General features: G+C 40.5%; 15 protein-coding genes. 9 read left to right on the forward strand and 6 right to left on the reverse strand.

Translation table 11 applies throughout. The annotated features are described in order from the left end of the window. The first annotated feature begins 2 nt into the window (after nucleotides 1–2). The 8 genes from J7E81_RS19075 (at nucleotide 3) to J7E81_RS19110 (ending at nucleotide 8940) form a co-directional block, all read left to right on the forward strand. Nucleotides 3–596 (forward strand): DedA family protein, encoded by a 594-nt coding sequence (locus tag J7E81_RS19075; RefSeq protein WP_215044954.1) that lies wholly within the window; start codon nucleotides 3–5, stop codon nucleotides 594–596. Between the two features lie 149 nt (nucleotides 597–745). Beyond that, a complete protein-coding gene (locus J7E81_RS19080; RefSeq protein ID WP_215044956.1) occupies nucleotides 746–1927 on the forward strand; it encodes an MGDG synthase family glycosyltransferase in 1182 nt (393 codons plus the stop codon). A 22-nt stretch (nucleotides 1928–1949) separates the two neighbouring features. Continuing rightward, entirely contained in the window at nucleotides 1950–2552 is a 603-nt protein-coding gene (locus J7E81_RS19085; protein ID WP_215044958.1) for an undecaprenyl-diphosphatase, read from the forward strand. Between the two features lie 27 nt (nucleotides 2553–2579). Next, nucleotides 2580–4283, forward strand: a complete 1704-nt coding sequence (locus J7E81_RS19090) for a DUF6044 family protein (RefSeq protein ID WP_215044960.1) — start codon at nucleotides 2580–2582, stop codon at nucleotides 4281–4283. A 15-nt stretch (nucleotides 4284–4298) separates the two neighbouring features. After that, a complete protein-coding gene (locus tag J7E81_RS19095) occupies nucleotides 4299–5288 on the forward strand; it encodes a glycosyltransferase family 2 protein (protein WP_215044962.1) in 990 nt (329 codons plus the stop codon). Between the two features lie 147 nt (nucleotides 5289–5435). Beyond that, nucleotides 5436–5804: an ArsR/SmtB family transcription factor gene (locus J7E81_RS19100; RefSeq protein ID WP_285292033.1), complete on the forward strand. Its 369-nt coding sequence runs from the start codon at nucleotides 5436–5438 to the stop codon at nucleotides 5802–5804. Beyond that, complete coding sequence (locus J7E81_RS19105; RefSeq protein WP_215044966.1) at nucleotides 5797–7866, forward strand: heavy metal translocating P-type ATPase; 2070 nt, start codon at nucleotides 5797–5799, stop codon at nucleotides 7864–7866. Before J7E81_RS19100 ends, J7E81_RS19105 begins: the two co-directional genes overlap by 8 nt. A 135-nt stretch (nucleotides 7867–8001) precedes the next feature. Further along, nucleotides 8002–8940 (forward strand): cation diffusion facilitator family transporter, encoded by a 939-nt coding sequence (locus J7E81_RS19110; protein WP_215044968.1) that lies wholly within the window; start codon nucleotides 8002–8004, stop codon nucleotides 8938–8940. A gap of 116 nt (nucleotides 8941–9056) precedes the next feature. Here the strand turns inward: J7E81_RS19110 and J7E81_RS19115 are convergent, their stop codons facing one another. The 6 genes from J7E81_RS19115 to pssA form a co-directional block, all read right to left on the reverse strand. Next, entirely contained in the window at nucleotides 9057–9764 is a 708-nt protein-coding gene (locus tag J7E81_RS19115; protein WP_215044970.1) for a DNA alkylation repair protein, read from the reverse strand. Between the two features lie 68 nt (nucleotides 9765–9832). Beyond that, the gene (locus tag J7E81_RS19120; RefSeq protein WP_251028747.1) at nucleotides 9833–11023 is read right to left on the reverse strand and encodes an MFS transporter; all 1191 of its coding nucleotides are present in this window, start codon (nucleotides 11021–11023) and stop codon (nucleotides 9833–9835) included. Between the two features lie 30 nt (nucleotides 11024–11053). Beyond that, on the reverse strand, nucleotides 11054–12418 hold the full coding sequence (locus J7E81_RS19125; protein ID WP_215044972.1) for a sensor histidine kinase: 1365 nt from the start codon (nucleotides 12416–12418) through the stop codon (nucleotides 11054–11056). Further along, nucleotides 12396–13115, reverse strand: a complete 720-nt coding sequence (locus tag J7E81_RS19130) for a response regulator transcription factor (protein WP_215044974.1) — start codon at nucleotides 13113–13115, stop codon at nucleotides 12396–12398. Before J7E81_RS19130 ends, J7E81_RS19125 begins: the two co-directional genes overlap by 23 nt. 50 nt (nucleotides 13116–13165) lie before the next feature. Then, nucleotides 13166–14443 carry a DedA family protein gene (locus tag J7E81_RS19135; protein WP_215044976.1) on the reverse strand — a complete coding sequence of 426 codons (1278 nt, stop codon included), beginning with the start codon at nucleotides 14441–14443 and terminating at the stop codon, nucleotides 13166–13168. A 199-nt stretch (nucleotides 14444–14642) separates the two neighbouring features. Beyond that, nucleotides 14643–15134, reverse strand: a complete 492-nt coding sequence (gene pssA / locus J7E81_RS19140) for a CDP-diacylglycerol--serine O-phosphatidyltransferase (protein ID WP_215044978.1) — start codon at nucleotides 15132–15134, stop codon at nucleotides 14643–14645. Nucleotides 15135–15401: 267 nt separating this feature from the next. Here pssA and J7E81_RS19145 point away from each other — a divergent pair, with 267 nt between their 5' ends. Beyond that, entirely contained in the window at nucleotides 15402–18527 is a 3126-nt protein-coding gene (locus J7E81_RS19145) for an efflux RND transporter permease subunit (RefSeq protein ID WP_215044980.1), read from the forward strand. Nucleotides 18528–18710 lie beyond the last annotated feature (183 nt).

The following is an 18710-nucleotide window of genomic DNA, read 5'->3' on the forward strand; positions in this document are numbered from 1 at the left end:
TTATGAATATAGAATCCATCCTACATTATATTAATCTATATGGTTATGCGGTTATCTTCGTCTGTCTTTTTTTCGGAATCGTAGGGATTCCTGCTCCTGAGGAATCCCTGCTGTTTTTGATCGGGGTACTGTGTGGAAAGCACAAACTCTCCTTTGAATTTGGACTGGCAGCCGCCATTCTCGGCGTGTTTACCGGCATGCTGTCAGCCTATGCCTGTGGGAAATATCTTGGTTATCCTTTTATTAAAAAGTTTGGGAAGTATGTAGGGATTAACGATGAGAGATGGCAAAAAGCGGTTAGGTTTTATTCGAAAAATGTCCAGAAAACGATTCTATTTGGATTTTACCTGCCAGGACTAAGGCAAATCAGTCCATACTTTGCCGGAATTACCGAAATTCCGTTTCGGAAATTTGGGCTGCTCTCCTTATTGGGTACACTAGCCTGGACGATTCCGGTGATGTCGGCAGGAGTATTTACCGGGAAGGTCTTTTCGGTTAATCCAGCGTACATTCCCTGTGCCGGAATCATTTCGTTTCTAGTATTCTTGAGCTTTATTTGGTTCCGAAACAAGCGGCGTGCCCGTTTAACCGAATAGTGACAAAACAAAAACTCGATGTGTCGAGTTTTTTTAATTCTTCCTGAAGGGTTGATTAAAAATCAATTAAAAACCGGGTTTTCCCAAAAATGAGTGGTACAGTAAATGAGACAAATTTACAAGCTTATCAAAACAGGAGCTGGTCAATAATGAAAAAAATCTTGTTTTTACCACTCTTACAAATGCAATCAGGCCATCATCAGGTAGCTGAGGCCTTAATGGACCTTCTAAAAAATCATGCCGACCATCTAATCTTAAAGAAAGTCGACTTATTAAGTTATACCAATAAATCATTAGAAAAAATGATTACTAATGGCTATCTGAACTGGATCCGCTATGCACCTGAAACCTATAATCTGGCCTATAAGAGTTTTTTTTACATGCCAGACACGAAAAGGCAGTCCTTTAATTGGTACCAGCCTTTATTTTTAAAGAAAATGGAACAATTGCTGTTGGAGGAAAAGCCAGATCTGCTTGTTTGTACCCATGGGTTTCCTTCCCGCTTGCTTAGTATCTTAAAGAAAAAAGGTAAATGTGATATTCCAGTTATTAATGTATACACCGACTTTTTTGTAAATAGTGTTTGGGGAAAAGAGGGAATAGATGCCCATTTTGTTCCGAGTCAGCAGGTTAAAGAAATGCTGGTTGAGCGGTTTCACATCCCTAAGCACCGAATAATGGTTACCGGTATTCCTGTTCATGAGGAGATAACAAAGTGCTCTAAGACCTACCAACCGCCTCAAGCGCGTCCGAAACTATTAATTGCCGGCGGAAATAGCGGCCTAGGCGGAATGGGCAAGCTTCTAGAAGAGTTGAAAAATTCAAGCGGGTTGGACTTTTTCGTTTTATGCGGCAAGAATAAAAAATTGTATGAGGAGATTCGTTCCTGGCAGCTTGCGCATATTACTCCATTGCCATACCTTTCCTCAAGGTCAGCCATGAATCAGCTTTATGAAGAGGTTGATGCGATTATGACAAAGCCTGGCGGCGTGACAGTTAGTGAAGCATTGCACAAAAGATTGCCGATCTTTGTCCATTCCATGCTGCCTGGTCAAGAAAAAATCAACTTGCGTTTTTTAAGAGAACACAAACTGGCCTTTGTCCTTGACCAGAGCCGTTCAATCGAACAGCAATTAGTAATGGTGTTGAATAACAGGCAGCAAATGAAGGAATGGGAAAAAGCGATTGATTCCTATCAACAAGGAATGGAGCTGACTAGCAAGGAACCACTCATCGAAACGATTCTAGATGCAGTAAACCAACAACCAAAAAACGTGCTGGCGGGAGCGGTTCTGTCATCTGCCGTTTTGCACGCTAGCAGCGCACAATAATAAACTAGGGAGGATTAAGTAGATGTCAAATTTAGATTATAGTGTCTTTCAGATGATCAATCATCTGGCGGTAAGTGATCGCTTTTTAAACCCATTGATGATTTTTTTAGCTGAAAAAGCACAGTATTTATTCTTTGCCGCGATTGTTTTTTATTGGTTTTATCCCAAAGCCACTAATCGTAAAATGGTCGTGGAGGCCATCCTGGCTGCCTGTGTTGCCCTTAGTATCAACGGCGCGATTGGCCACTTTTTTTACCGAGCCCGGCCATTTGTCACTCATCATGTCAACTTTTTAATTTCACATGCGAAAAACGCTTCGTTCCCAAGTGACCATGCGACCGCCGCATTTGTGATTGCAACGGCATTTTGGATTTGGATTAAGCGGGATGGCTGGATTTGGCTGATTTTAGCAGCCGGAATTGCCTTGGCCCGGGTGTGGACAGGTGTTCATTATCCGTTGGATGTGACGGCGGGAATGGTTATCGGGGTTAGCATTGCGTTTGTGGTCCATTATCTATTTAGCCGATTTGAAAAAATGAACAAAGTTAGGGAAGCCATCATTGGGGTATATGAAAGTGTGGAAGGGAAAATCCTCAAAAAAACAATTATGCTTAGAAAAAGATAGGCATCAGGAGGTACAGTTCTCTTAGCCATGAAAAAGCTTTGCGGAAAAATAAAGTCAGTTTTAGATTCAGAAAAAAAGTCGCTCATCCTTGCCATCTGCCTCATCCTTTTGTATCTGTCACCATTGTTTATCTTAGGTGAAAATGCTCATATAAGGGTCCATGACAACTTGGACTCAAATATAGCGTGGTACAAAGTCCTGAAGAATAGCGGGCAGTTATTCGGCGGAATTAATTCGGTTATACCACAAGTCATCAATGGTTTGCCGCGGAATACCTTCGGAACAGAATTCAGCGGAATTGAGTGGCTTCATCATCTCTTTCCTTCCATGCTTGCCTATGCATTAAGTCAAACCATTACAAGGCTATTTGCTTTTCTTGGTATGTATTTATTGCTGAAGCGGCACTTTGTGAAAAAAGATGAGGCGTACCCCATTCGTGTTTGGGTATCGCTTGCGTTTGCCTTAACTCCCTTCTGGCCCTCAGGTATGTTAAGTACACTGGGAATGCCGCTTGCTCTGTGGGCGTTTATGAATATCAGGGAAGGACGCTATACCTGGAAAGAATGGCTGACACTGATTTTGCTGCCCCTTTATTCCAGCTTTGTGTTAGGGTTTTTCTTCTTTTTATTTGCCATGGGACTCACGTGGCTGAGAGACCTGCTCGTCAAGCGGAAGCTGAATGGGGTGTTCTTTAGCAGTATTGTGTTAATGACGGTTATTTACTTATTAATAGAATACCGCCTTGTCTATTCCTTAGTATTTCCGGAAGCGCCAACGAGCCGAAATGAGTTTGTCAGCTCAACACTGGGCTTTTGGCATACGATTCGACTTGCTTGTAAAAATTACTTCCTTGGTCATACCCATGTGTTAACCCTTCATACGCTGGTGATTGTGCCGCTGTCCTTCCTAGTGATTGCTATGCTTTGGAAAAAGAAGGACCGAAACGAGACAGACAAACGATATATGTACTTATTTGTTATTAATATTCTCCTTTCTGTCTGGTATGCCTTTTGGTTTAATAAAGAGTGGGAGCCTCTTAAAGAGAGAATCTCTTTATTAAATACCTTTAATTTTGCCCGGTTCCATTTCCTAAGACCGTTAATCATCTATCTGATGTTTGCGGTGGGAGCGTTTATTTTGTGGAATAAAGGCAAGCGGTGGAAGTCATTCGTAAAAATCTGCCTGATCGTACAACTGCTGGTCTTATTCTGTGCAAACGATGAAATTGTTTATCGTGTCGCTGGAAAGCCATCCGTTCAACAGTTTTATGCGACCGAACAGTTTAAACAAATTGCCGATTATATCGGAAAGCCTAAGAGCAGCTACCGGGTTGCAAGTATCGGAATTCACCCAGCAATCGCTCAGTATAATGGCTTTTATACGTTGGATACATACAATAACTTTTATCCGCTAACGTACAAACATGAATTTAGAAAAATTATTGCCGGAGAGCTGGACAAGAGCCCGACATTAAAGAAATACTTTGATCAGTGGGGCGGCAGGTGTTATCTATTTGTCGCTGAACTAGGGAAACACTATGAATTTAAAAAAGATTCGAAAGTGAAAATACATCATTTGCAGCTAAATACCAACGTTTTTAAACAAATGGGCGGAGAGTATATCTTTTCGGCGGTGCCGATTATGAATGCCAATGAAAATAATCTCGAACTTCAAAAGACCTTCATTCAAAAGGATTCAGCCTGGAAAATTTATCTTTACCGCGTAAAGTAAGGAGGGAAATTTCAGATGAATAAACCAATCTTAACGATTGTTGTTCCATGTTATAACGAAGAAGCTGTCCTGAATGAAACGATTTTACAATTGACGAAAATAATGGAACATTTAATCGAGGATTTGCTTGTTTCTAAGAATAGTAAGCTGTTATTTGTCGATGATGGCAGTAAGGATCAAACCTGGAATATGATTGAAAGCGAGTGCGGGAAAAATCGTTTCGTTACGGGGCTGAAGTTAGCAGGCAATGTCGGTCATCAGAACGCCCTCATTGCTGGACTTGAAACAGCTAATCAATACTCCGATTGCGTGATTTCGATAGATGCGGACCTGCAGGATGATATACATGTCATTCCGACCTTTGTAGAGAAATACTGGGAAGGGGTCGATATTGTTTATGGTGTAAGAGACAGCCGCGAGACTGATACCTTCTTTAAGAGGAACACAGCTTTGTTCTTTTACCGTTTCATGGAGCGGATCGGAATTAAACTTGTCCCGAATCATGCCGACTTCCGGCTGATGAGCAAACGGGCGTTGGACGAACTGTTGAAATATAAGGAGACCAATTTGTTTTTACGAGGTCTGGTGCCCCTAGTAGGATTTACCTCTGCGAAAGTTTATTATGATCGAAAAGAAAGGCTTGCCGGCGAATCGAAATACCCGTTGAAAAAAATGCTTGCCTTTGCTTTTGATGGAATGACTTCCTTCAGTGTAGCGCCCATCCGCTTTGTCACCTTTTTAGGTTTTCTCGCTGTGCTCATTAGTACATTGGTTGGCGGTTATGCCATTGTTCAAGAAATCTTGGGGCATACAGAGTCAGGCTGGACCTCGTTAGTGATCTCGATTTGGTTCGTTGGCGGATTGCAATTAATGGGTATTGGCATAATTGGTGAATATATCGGCAAGATTTATCGGGAAGTGAAACAGCGCCCAAGGTATGCGATTGAAGTGGACCGTTTCACATCACAGGTTAAGGAGAAAGAGCGAGAACTTTTGTTAAAATAGTTACTGTAGGGACCCGTTTTGGGTTCTTTTTTTTATGCTCGTTTTTCTTACATTCTTTTTTAAAAAATTTAAAATATGTTTGACATTCAAACACTCATTTGAATATCATATAATCAAACGAATATTTGAATGAAGAAGGTGACGATGTTGAAAGAACAGGATGTTTGCGAGGTGACCTGTGTCGACAGCGAGAAAACAACTCGGGTCAAGCAGCAGATTACGAATGGAAATATCGTTGATGTGACCAAGCTTTTTAAAGCTTTATCAGACGAAACACGTTTGAAAGTCGCCTATGCCTTAACACTGGAAGAAGAACTTTGTGTTTGTGACGTGGCCCATATTGTCGGCGCCACCACCGCAACCGCTTCCCACCATTTACGTCACCTCAAGGGGCTTGGCCTAGCGAAATACCGTAAAGAGGGTAAGCTCGTTTATTATTCCCTTGATGATGAACATGTTAAACAATTAATCCATATTGCGATTGAGCACCAGAAGGAGGTGGCCGGCCGTGAGTGAAGCATCGACAGAAAAACAAGTCTATCGAGTCCAAGGCTTTTCCTGAACTAGCTGCGCCGCCAAGTTCGAAAAGAACGTACAGCACCTGGATGGTGTTGTGGATGCCAAAGTTAATTTTGGTGCTTCCAAGCTTACAGTCTATGGAAACACCAGCCTTGAAGAACTGCATAAAGCAGGTGCTTTTGAAAAATTAATCCTTGTCCCGGAAAAAGAAAAACAAACGTTGATTCCAAGGGAACCTTTCTGGAAGCGATACTCGCTGTTGGGAATCTCACTATTATTCCTATTGGCAGGCTATATTTTTTCAGAAACCCTGCTCTTTGCCGCTGCTATCGTAATAGGTGGATATCCTTTATTCAAAACGGGTATTAAAAACCTAATCCGCTTTGATTTTGATATGAAAACCTTGATGACAATCGCCATCGTCGGTGCTGCCATCATTGGTGAATGGCGTGAGGGGGCAGTCGTTGTCATCCTATTTGCCATTAGTGAGGTCCTTGAGGGCTATTCCATGGACAAAGCGAGAAATTCCATTCGTTCGCTGATGGAGCATGCTCCGGCAGAAGCGCTTGTCGTTCGCAAGGGGAAAGAACTCCTTTTAAAGGCGGAAGATGTTGAAATCGGCGATATCATGCTCGTGAAACCAGGACAAATGATCGCAATGGATGGGGTGATTATCGAGGGAACATCCACGATCAATCAAGCTGCAATCACCGGTGAATCGGTGCCGGTTGAAAGAGGCATTGAAGATGAGGTATTCGCCGGGACTTTAAATGAAGCAGGCTTTTTAAAAATAAGCGTAACCAAACTAGTGGATGATACAACAATTGCGAAAATCATTCATTTAGTCGAAGAAGCCCAGGCCGAAAAAGCTCCCTCACAGCAATTTGTGGACCGTTTTGCCAAGTATTATACCCCTGTCATTATCCTTGTGGCCGCTCTTGTTGCTGTTATGCCGCCGTTGTTCTTCGATGCAGGCTGGCAGGAGTGGATTTACCAAGGGCTTGCGGTATTAGTGGTTGGCTGTCCGTGTGCCCTCGTCATTTCAACGCCTGTTTCGATTGTTACCGCAATTGGCAACGGTGCACGAAATGGCGTGCTCATCAAAGGCGGGAGTTTTTTAGAGGAAGCCGGGGCCTTGAAGGCGATCGCGTTTGATAAGACTGGAACACTAACAAAAGGGGTTCCAGTAGTGACGGATTTCGTGAACTACACATATGATGAACAACTCCTGGGAGTTGTCGCCGCACTGGAAAGTAAATCACAGCACCCACTTGCTTCCGCTGTAATGAAAAAAGCCTCTCATCTTCCGCAAAACTATGTGATTGAAGATTTCTTATCCATACCAGGAAAAGGAATTAAAGGGGTTGTAGAGGGAACGGAATATCGTGTAGGCAACAGGAAGTTATTTGAGGAAGTGCCTGAAGCGGTTTTGGATAAAATCTCTCTGCTGCAAAATCAAGGCAAGACGGTTATGATCGCCGGAACTGACCGTGAGATTCTCGGACTAATTGCCGTGGCCGATGAGGTCCGTGATAGCAGCAGCCATGTGATTGATCGCCTTAAACAGCTGGGGATTGAGCAGACCATTTTACTGACAGGAGATAACCAAGTCACAGCGGAAGCGATTGGCCGTGAGGCGGGTGTTAATCGAGTAGAATCAGAGTTGCTGCCTGAAGATAAATTAACGTTTATCAAACACTTAAAAGCTCAGTACGGAAGGGTTGCGATGGTTGGCGACGGTGTGAATGATGCGCCGGCCTTGGCAGCTGCAACCGTCGGAATTGCGATGGGCGGGGCGGGAACTGACACAGCCCTCGAGACGGCTGACATTGCCTTAATGAACGATGATTTAACGAAACTCCCGTTCACCATCAAGCTGAGCCGAAAAACACTGCAAATTATCAAACAGAATATCACGTTATCAATCGTAGTAAAATTGTTTGCTCTCCTCTTAGTTGTGCCCGGCTGGCTGACCTTGTGGATTGCTATTTTTGCCGATATGGGTGTGACCTTGCTCGTTACGCTAAACGGGTTGAGGCTATTAAGAGTAAAAGAATAATCGAATTATATGCTTTGGTTCGCAACAAAATGTATTGAAAAATATCGAATAGAAAAAACTATCCTTAATCGGAATATTTTCGTTTTAGAAAGAGAAATAGAGCCACTTACCATTAAGAGCTCTGGGGGGATAAACATGGGTCATCATCATCACCATCATCATGGACATTCACACGGCGGTCACGGACATCATCATCATGAGCCGGCAAATTATGGGTTTGCTTTTGGAATAGGAATCACGTTAAACGTGATCTTTATCATAATAGAAGTTATTTTTGGACTATTGGGAGACTCCCTAGCGTTACTAGCCGATGCCGGACATAATTTAAGTGATGTGTTAGGCCTGGTTATTGCCTGGATTGCTGTTTGGCTGGGGAAAAAAGCACCTACCAGCAAGCGGACGTATGGGTTTAAGAAAAGCTCCATTCTTGCTGCTCTTTTTAATGCCGTGTTTCTACTTGTAGCGATTGGCGCCATTGCCTGGGAGGCCATTCAGAGGTTCTCGGCTCCTGCACCCGTTGCTGGAAAAACTGTCATCATTGTGGCACTGATTGGTATCGTCATTAATTCGATAACGGCCTTCCTATTTATGTCTGGGAGGAAACATGATTTGAATATTCGCGGAGCATACCTACACATGGTGGCAGACGCGGTCGTATCTTTAGGAGTTGTCGTATCAGGTTTCATTATGCTTTGGTTTGGCTGGCAATGGCTCGACCCTCTTGTAAGTTTAGTCATTGCAATCGTGATCTTTATTGGTACCTGGGGATTATTAAGTGAATCACTCAATTTATCATTAGATGCCGTTCCGGATGGGATTGATATGGATAAGATAAAAAATTATTTAACTCATTTACCTACTGTTGTCGAGGTACATGATCTACATGTTTGGGGAATGAGTACCACTGAGCCGGCCTTAACCGTCCACCTAGTCCGGTCGGATATAACCGATAATGATCAATTGTTACAACGGTTAAATAAAGAATTACATGATGAATTTGGGATCGAACATACCACGATTCAGATCGAAAAAGGGACCTTTGCTTGTTCACAAGCGCCAATGGATTCTATTTAAACGCTGCAACAGAAGAAAGGTGCCCTAAAAGTATCACTTTTAGGGCACCTTCTTTTTTATACCCTTAAACTAGTTTGTTGATTTCCGCCCCAGGTGCTTCGCCTATATTTTGCTCGTTAACACCTGACATATTTTCGTTTGAAACCGAGCTTTCCTCGATCTATTTCCTTTTGGATACTTTCGGAAGCAAGCAGAATACTGTTTTTTTTCTTGTCCCGCTTGATTTCAACTGGTCCTACTCTCTTGGCGGTTTCCACCGCTTTATCATGGAGCGGCAAAAAGGAAGTCCCGACTGTGTAAATAAAATTATTCATAGCGGATTTTGTTCGTTCAGGAGAATCGTGAATCGTATTTTCTACTTGATCCAGCATACTGGCCAGCTTGCTTGCACTAAATTCGCTGTCCGGGCGGCTGCCTAAAAGCCAGCAGTAGCAGCTCCAGCCAGCCGACATCCTAAGTTCTTCCCCGCTTGCGATCCATTTATCGGCAACAGCTTGCGCGATATTAGTTTCAGCCAAAGTGACGGCAACTACATAATCAGACAGCATATAAAAATACGCCGCATCGATCCAGCGCTCAAAATCCTCCTCCGTCATGACCAATGGGTCCGCAATGATACCGGCAAAATACATGGCATCATAGTTTCCAGTGGCATAAAGCTGCTCGGCTAACGGTTGATTTTTCTTGATTTTCTTTGCGATTGGCTTCATTGCGCCTGTAGCCACACCAAAAAGCGGCTCGTGTGCACCATTGCTTAAATAGGTCTTTTTCAGGCGTTCCTTGCCGAGCTCCTTCAGTTCCTGCATAACATATTCGAAATCCATCGTTTATCACTCCCTTCCTTTATAAACATAACATTTATTCTAACCATCCAGCTTATAAAGCCAAGTAGTTATATACGAAGAATAAACATCAGCAATGCAGAAATTATAGCAAGTATACTACTCACACCAAAAGCGGTAAAAGCCCCAAAGGATTGCCACAAGAACCCTGCCATCACACTTGCGGGCAAGGCAGCAATACCTGTTAAGGCATTAAATGTTCCCATTGCCGTCCCTCGTTGTCCTTCAGGTACCATATCGGCTACATATGCCTTTTGAATCCCTTCCGTAGTGGCATAGTACAACCCATAAATAAAGAATAAGATCCAAATCCCCATCACCGTATGGACCAGACCAAAGCCGAGATAAATGAGTGCAAACATGACATAACCTGTGATTAAAACGGGGCGGCGGCCAATTCGATCGGAGATGATCCCAAATGGAGTAGAAAAAATACTTGCGATGATGTTGTAAGCAAAATAAGTCAGTGGGATATATTCGGCAGCCATACCAACATCTTTTGCCCGCAAGATCAGGAACGCATCAGAGAAGTTCCCTATGGTAAAGAGGAATGTGATAAGTGTGAACCACACAAACCGTGAATTAAGTCCCTTGAAGCTAATCTTTGGTAACATTTTTACATTACCTGGTGTTTTTAGTGGATTCCGTTTCTCTTTTAAGAAGAAGATGAGGAGCAGCGTTGCTATTAATCCAGGAATAGCAGATATCCAAAATACGGCCTGATAGCTACCATTCCATAGAGTAAGGATTAAGTAGGTGACAAAAGGTCCAAGAGCTGCCCCCAGTGTATCCATTGACCGTCTAAAACCAAAGGCTTTTCCACGTTCTTCTTTTGTTGTGGTATCGGCAAGGATGGCATCTCTTGGGGATGTACGAATTCCTTTACCAAAACGGTCGGCAAACCGAATAAAGAGAACTTGCCCCCAGGTTGAGGATAAGGCAAAAAAAGGTTTTATTAGATTGGATAGACTATAACCGCCAACCATTAACCATTTTCTTTTACCAAATCGGTCCGAAATCCACCCAGAAAAAAACTTTAAAATACTTGCCGTACTCTCTGCAATTCCCTCGATAATCCCCACGGTCCCAACTGGGACATGTAATACGGAAGTTAAATAAAGTGGAAGGATTGGTACAATCATCTGACTCGAAAGGTCTGTCAAAAGACTCACCATTCCAAGGACAAAAATCACTGAACTTAATCCGAAAAATTGTTTTTTCGATTGTTTTTCAGACTCCATAATTCACCTCTATTCACCTTGTTGAAAATTTTAAACTTCAATATTACGATTGCTAATGGGTAAAAATAATTCTACTGTTGTCCCTGATCCTTCTTTGCTGCTTATTTTAATTTCACCTTTATGCAGTTTAATAATACTTTTGGCAATGTGCAGACCTAATCCAGAACCTCCTGTTTCTCTGCTTCTTGCTTTATCGACTCGGTAAAAGCGCTCAAAAATATTCTCAATTTCTTGTTGGGGGATTCCTATACCATAATCTTTTATCCGTATTTTTGCATGTTGTGAATCCCTGTGTATAAAGACCTCTATTTGTTCATTGCTATATTTAATCGCATTATCAAGTAAGATGATAATCACCTGCTTGATCTTTAATTCATCCGCATAAATAGTGATTGGGTTTTCCTCAAAACGCAGTGTTATTTCTCTTTTATATACATCTTTAAGTTGTTTTAGAATACTTTCAGATATAGATACCAAATCTACTTTATGCATTTCTAAAACATTTTCTTGCTCTAAGTTAGCTAGGTCTAAAAACGTTTCAGTCATCTTTTGAATTCTGGTTGCTTCTGAATGGATGGCATGGATGGCCTCATCAGCCATTTCTTTATTTTCTAATCCGTGCCTTCTTAAGAGATTTGCATAGCTCTTAATCACAGTTAATGGTGTCTTTAATTCATGCGATGCGTCAGACACAAACTGTGATTGCCTCGCCATACTTTCTTGGAGCCTTTCTATCATCCGATTAAATGTACTCGCCATTGTTTGGAGTTCATCTCTTGTCTCATTTTGAATGTTGATCTTTTTAGGAACACCGCTCTTTTCAATTTCTTCCATGGTTTTGATCATATTGGAAATGGGTCTCATGATCATATTAGCTAACCATCTCCCTCCAAGTAGAGATAATATCGCTGCTAATATGGTGCAAAATACCAAAATCGCGCGAAGAATTTCTTTTCTCGTTTCTAGACCTGATAACCGTTCTCCCATTTCTAAGCTCCGATTATTAATCGGCACACGAACAATCAAAACTTCTTCTTCCCCGTTCTCCGCGGAAATCAGACGAGTTTGAGCCTGTTTTGTCTTCGTGTATTTTCCTTTTATTTTTTTTAACAGTTTTTGATCATTGGCTACTTCATGAAGCGCCTTGTTGTTCGGTTGTATGATTCGAATATAGGAATGGTCGGTTAAATACTCTTTTAATTTTGCCTCAACATTCCTAGAGGATGGGTTTGTATCGATACCTTTTACAATATCTTCAGCCTTTTGAAAAAGGACATTTTCTTCCATATTTACGGTTGTTTTCATAAATGAAAAATAGACCACGAAATTAATGAGCATTAATATGCAAAGCAGCCAGATAGTTGTTAAGAGGTTAATTTTTGTAGTGATTTTCATCCGCTTTCTCCTTTATGGTAAAACCAATCCCTCTAACGGTTGTAATTAAATGGGAAGAAAAACCTTCATCCATTTTTTTTCTAAGGTGTGTTATAAACACATCGATGACGTTGGTTTCGCCCTCAAACTCATATCCCCAAACGTTAATGATGATGCTCTCCCGTGTCACTACCTTATTTTTATTCATTACTAAATAAACCAAAAAGTCGTATTCCTTCGGTGTTAACGAAATTTCCTTTCCATTCCTTTCTACTTCCCTTGTATCCGTGTTTATGATCAGATCCTCTACTGTCAATAAGGGCGAATCTTCCTTTTGTGTTACCAGCTTATTGGGATAATTGCGTATACAGGCACGAATACGCGCTAATAATTCTTCAATTTCAAAAGGTTTTGTTACATAGTCATTAGCTCCCTGATCTAATCCTGCTACTTTATCAAATGTTGTATTTCGAGCGGTTAGAAGAATAACAGGAAGATTACTATTCTCCTTTCTCAATCTCCTTAGTACCTCAATTCCACTTAACCCTGGCAGCATTACATCCAATAAAATTAGGTCGATTCCAGGCTGCAAGGCGGCTTCTAATCCTGCTTTACCGTCATGCTCGACTGTGACTTGATAGCCCTCATACTCCAATTCCACTTTTAAGACACGTGCAATCTGAGTTTCATCCTCGATTACAAGAATATGTGTTTTCAACTACACTCATCCCTTCTAAACAATCTCCCTACAACTCAATAAATTTTAATTCATTCCTTCTCTATTACTAGTCTTAGCATTTCAAAAAGCAAGAAGTTAAAGAATATCCAGACACCGCCATATACATATCCACCCAAAATATCACTTGGAAGGACGTTTGTGGATGCAATATTTGCAATGGTTAACCCCATTAATAACAATAAACCAATTAAAGGGACGAATATGGATGTATAACTATTTTTCGAGTGACGAATAAGTAAAAAACAGCATGTTCCATAAATAATGATGATCAGAGTAGCATTTAGATCAGGAAAATTGGCGGAATGAAATTTCCCTGCAAAACCAAAAGATTGAAGAAAAGAAAATGTCTTTATGATTGAATCATGAAAAGGCTTTGCTCCTGCTATGGAAACGGTGAGCAAAAGATACTCTAGCACTCTGTTTCTTCCTTTTATCCAAATACGAATGATCGTGATTACTATAATGCTGCCAAGCGCAAACGGAGGTTGGAATACTAAAAAGCTCTTCATCCAACTTTTAAAAACAACTGAATGAACCATATATTCAGCAACTTCATCAAACTGAGTAAATTCATTATATAAATAGTCCTGAGCCATTCCCAGCATCAAAGTTACCATACCGATTAAAACGAAAGTGAGAAAAATAAGAAAGATCTCTGTTTTTCTTATCGTTTTAAGTCGATTCGTTAACCAATTAATTGAACGAATAAATAAATTTTTAATTTGAATTTTATAAAACCGATAAGCAAAATAACCAGCTAACAATATCACAAAAACAATAATAAAAATGATAAAGTATTTACTTGCAGCCTGATGGAAAACCTCCCAGCGCGGGCCCAAAACTTTTCCTAACGTGATAAAACAAACTCCCCATAAGAATGAACCTGTATAAGCTGGAATAATAAATTTTTTAAACGGCATTCTAGAAATCCCTGAGATATAACCAGTAAAATGTCTAATACCAGGAATGAAATAAGCAAAAACCAGCAATTTACTGCCTGAACGTTCAAACCAAGCAGCTGTTTTCTTATATCGATCAGGCCCAAGATGAATATACTTTCCGTATTTTTCGATTAGTTTGTATCCCCCTGCCTTACCAATCCAATACGTGACCGTGATACCTGCGCCGCCTGATAAAAAGACTGTTAGGAGGGCCAAAACGTAATTCATTTTCCCCTGATAGACAAAATACCCAGCGTAACTCATTAAAAATTCACCTGAAATCGGCAGTGCCATGAGTTCTAGAAAAATCCCTATAAATAATATCAGATAACTGTGCTGTTCAAATAAAGTGATTAAGTGTGACATATAAATGCCTCCATTTTTTATGAAAAAAAACTTTAAAGTCATAAATTCTTCAATATTAATGTAGCACGATAAAGGCATACATTTTCTATGTTAAGGAATTCTTAATCTTGTATTAAGGGAACAAAAAGGATTATGTAAAAATAAAAAAGCTATACCCATTAGGAAAAGGTTAATAGCTTTTTTTCAGAGGGAATGATCATTAAAGTTTTTTAACCCTAATTGGACTGACCATTAAGAGAGCAAGGATCAGGGTAATCCACGCATTGCTATATAAAAAGAATCCCATACCTGCCAATGGCAGCCCAGCAGCTGGAATTGGTAATCCTCTAAAATATCCAACCGTTGGTTTAACATTGAACCTAGCTAATCTTAATGCCCCCATCATCGGGAAAAGCATAAAGGCTATAGAAGTTAAAATAGATGGGGCTGCTAATGAATGAAATAAAAGCGCAGGTGCCACTCCGAAGCTGACAATATCTGCTAAGGAATCCAATTGTACGCCTAATGCACTGTTCACTTTTAGTTTTCTTGCAACCCTTCCATCTAAAAGATCAAAAACAGCTGAAAAGAATATTAAAACAGCCGAGACCTCTAATAAACCACTCATATTACATGTAATGGAAAGCACACCGCACAATAGATTACCAAGCGTAAATAAATTTGGCACCGCTTTTACTAACTGATTGAACAAGGTCATCCCCCTAACTAAATCTCACATTTAAATAGCAATAAAACTCCAGAAGGTTCGTACAAAAACCAATCCTTACAAAGTATTTTAGGCATCTTAAGGAATTCTTAATGATTAATTCATAGAACGAAAAGGTTCCTTTTATATACTTAGTTTACCCAGTTTTAGACAGCCGTATCATATTTGTATTTATAGCATTCGTCGCAGCTGTCTGGGATAGTAGGCTTTTTTCAAAATATCGATGGTTTGAAAAATCAGGGAGGTCCAATAATGAAAAAATTAGTAGAAGCAACCATGCAAAGAGCGATTCTTATGATCGTATGTGTGGTCATTATTTTGGTGTGGGGAGGTATTTCCGCATTCCAAATGCAACGAGATTATTTGCCCGGAATCAACAATACAACTCTCTCAGTTAGTATGCGAGTTCCTGGGTATCAAGCCGCACAGGTAAAACAGCAAGTGACCGATAGTCTGGCAGGTGCTGTCAAAACAGTTGATGGTTTAGCCAATGTCGAGACCACCTCTTATGACGGCGGATTGTTTATGAGTCTGTATTTTCCGATGAATACGGACATGAAGCAGGCAGAAGATCAAGTGAATAAAGCCTTAGCAAATGCAGATCTTCCGTCAACGATTACAAGCACTCCTTCGGTAACAAGATTAACAACTAGTTCATTCCCAATTTTGACTTACAGTGTGTCAAGTTCAAAATTAGATGAACAAACACTGCGTTCGACTGCAACACAGGAAATCGTAAAACAATTAAAATCTGTCCCTGGGGTGGCAGATGTCACCGCCATTGGCGGAGCAAAGGATGGATATGTATTAACTGTCCGCATGAAAGATCTAGTGAAAAACGGATTAACTTTGGATGATGTCAATAAATCGTTTGCTTTAGCTGTTCCATCCATGCCACAAGGAAATATTGTTAACAACCAATTATCCATCCCCGTTTCTTTTGATGGGTTACCCTTAACGGAACAGCAAATGGAAAGTGCAACAATTAAGAATAAGGAAGGAAAGGTCATTCCTGTTTTTGCATTTGGTACCATTACCCATTCTTTAAATGACGTTAAAACCGTCTCCAGAACAAATGGGGCACCAAGTGTTACGTTAAATGTAATCAAAACACCTTCAGCCAATATCACGGATGTTGCTGACCAAGTTAAGGACCGCGTTTCACACCTTCACTTGGATACCGTAAATCCAAAAGACGTTTCGTTCAAAGTAATACTTGACCGAGAAAAAGAATTAAACAGCTCTCTTTTTGGATTAGTTCGAGAAGGTTTATTGGGATGCTTATTCTCGATGATCTGTGTGTTCTTCTTTTTCCGAAATGTAAGATCTACCTTATTAATTGCCATTTCGCTGCCTATTTCATTGTTGGCGACAACGGCTTTCTTAAAATCAATGGGGATCACGTTAAATATTTTAACCGTTTCTGGTTTGATTGTAGCAATGGGACGGATTGTCGATGATTCGATTGTTATTTTGGACAACATGTATCGAAAAAGAGAGGAATCGAAAGATAAACCTTTGCTTTCCATTCTCGCATCGTCTGTAACAGAAATGATTCCTGCGATATTAGGCTCAACGCTCACAACGATTGCCGTTTATATTCCAATCGCCTTTGTGGGGGGCGTCATCAGTGCCTCTTATAGTGGATTCGCCTGGTCAGTCGTCATTGCCTTAATCATTTCCTTCTTTGTAGCGATGCTTGTCATCCCTGCTCTTGCTTTTATGGGCTGGAAAGGTGGAAACAGAGAGCAGCAAACGGTTAAACTCGATTCAAAAATGAAACCAATCTTGCAGTCTGCTTTTAACCATAAAAAAGCAATGATTATTGTTTCGATCCTAGTCTTCTTAGCCGCTGGAATCTATTCAGCTTTTCTTCCAGTAAGTTTATTGCCTAGTGGTAAGATCGGACAAATTGCGATTAAAGCTGAATTGCCTAAAGGAAGCACGCTAATAGAAGTAGATTCTGAAGTTCAAAAAATTGAAAAAACGTTAAAGGACAATCCAAAAGTCGATGCCTATTCAGCCAATTTTGGTTCTACCATGACACCTCAAAGTGATGATGTATTTGACCAAGGCGGCGGCTTTATTACCTATCCAAACGTTGCTAACTTAGCAGTTGTTTTGAAAAACGAAAAAGATGCTGATGCTGTCATTAAAGATTTACAAACACAGCTTCCGGCCCTATCTAAAAACGTCATTTATACTGTAACAAGCCAGAATATTTCTGGTGATGATTCACAAATGCGCATCTTGTTTACTGGCTCAGATCAGGCAACATTGGATCAAGTAGCCCAAGAGGCAAGAACGAACTTATCAAAAATTGCAAACCTAAGTGTGGATGGGAAGGTTGATTTAACCAACGGTTCACCTAAATACAAAGTGACTTTTGACCAAAAAGCGATTCAAAATAAAGGTGTAAAAGTGGCGGATATTCTAGCGGTCATTAATCGTTATATGTCTTCATCTAAGGATGCAACCATTACGGTGGATCATAAAGCACTTCCTGTGGACCAATATTTAGATCAAATTGCTACAGGCACAAACTCTGCTCTTACGATTAATGCGTCTGCGGATGATGTGTTAGCATCTCTTGCAGCTGAAACGGTTAATGGAACGAATGGTGAAAAAGTTCGTTTTGACCAACTAGCAAAAATCTCAAAAGATCAGTCTCCTTCAACAATTAGTGAAAGGGATGGTCAACCATTCGCCCTTGTAACAGCACAGATTACATCAAATGATATTAGTAAGGTATCAAGCCAAGCAGACAAAGCTCTAAGCAGCATGAAACTTCCTAAAGATGTAACCTATTCATTGGGAGGAATCACGGAACAAGTCAAACAAATGATTTTTGATATGTCCATTGCAGTAGCTTTCTCTATCCTTTTAGTATTGCTCATTACTTCTTCGATTTTCAAAGGATGGAGAGCACCATTAGCCGTACTTTTAAGCATTCCACTTGCGTTAAGTGGTGTGGTAATCGCGTTAATCCTATTCCACGGAGAATGGAATCTTGCCGCATTAATTGGTATTCTAATGCTTACAGGTATTGTCGTAACCAACGGTATTGTCTTAATTGACAAGATTGAAAGAAATAGAAAAGAAGGAATGCCGGTTAGAGAAGCTGTATTAACTGGCAGCCTTTCAAGGATTCGACCAATCTTAATGACGGCGGCCGCAACGGTTCTTACCTTACTACCGCTTGCATTTTCACATAATGCCGATACGGTTATTTCACAAACGCTGGGTATTGTCGTAATAGGTGGTATGATTACATCGACCATCAACAGCTTTATAATTATCCCGATTATTTATGAATGGCTGCATAAAAAGACTGTGACGAAAAATGTAAATACGTCAAATCAAAGCAATGCTAGCTGATGCTATGATCAAAAAACAAGGTCCCTTATTAAATAAGGGGCCTGTTTTTTTTAAGAAAGTAAAAAATGCATGGTTTCTCCTTTTTAATACGCATGTTAGTAAGGTTTTTTCGGTGTTTGTGGTAAAATGTTTTAATCTGGTAAAAATTGAACTAAATATAGATCCATACTAGGGGTGTAGAAG

It is taken from the genome of Bacillus sp. ISL-18 (genome assembly GCF_018613415.1).
Lineage (GTDB): Bacteria > Bacillota > Bacilli > Bacillales > Cytobacillaceae > Neobacillus.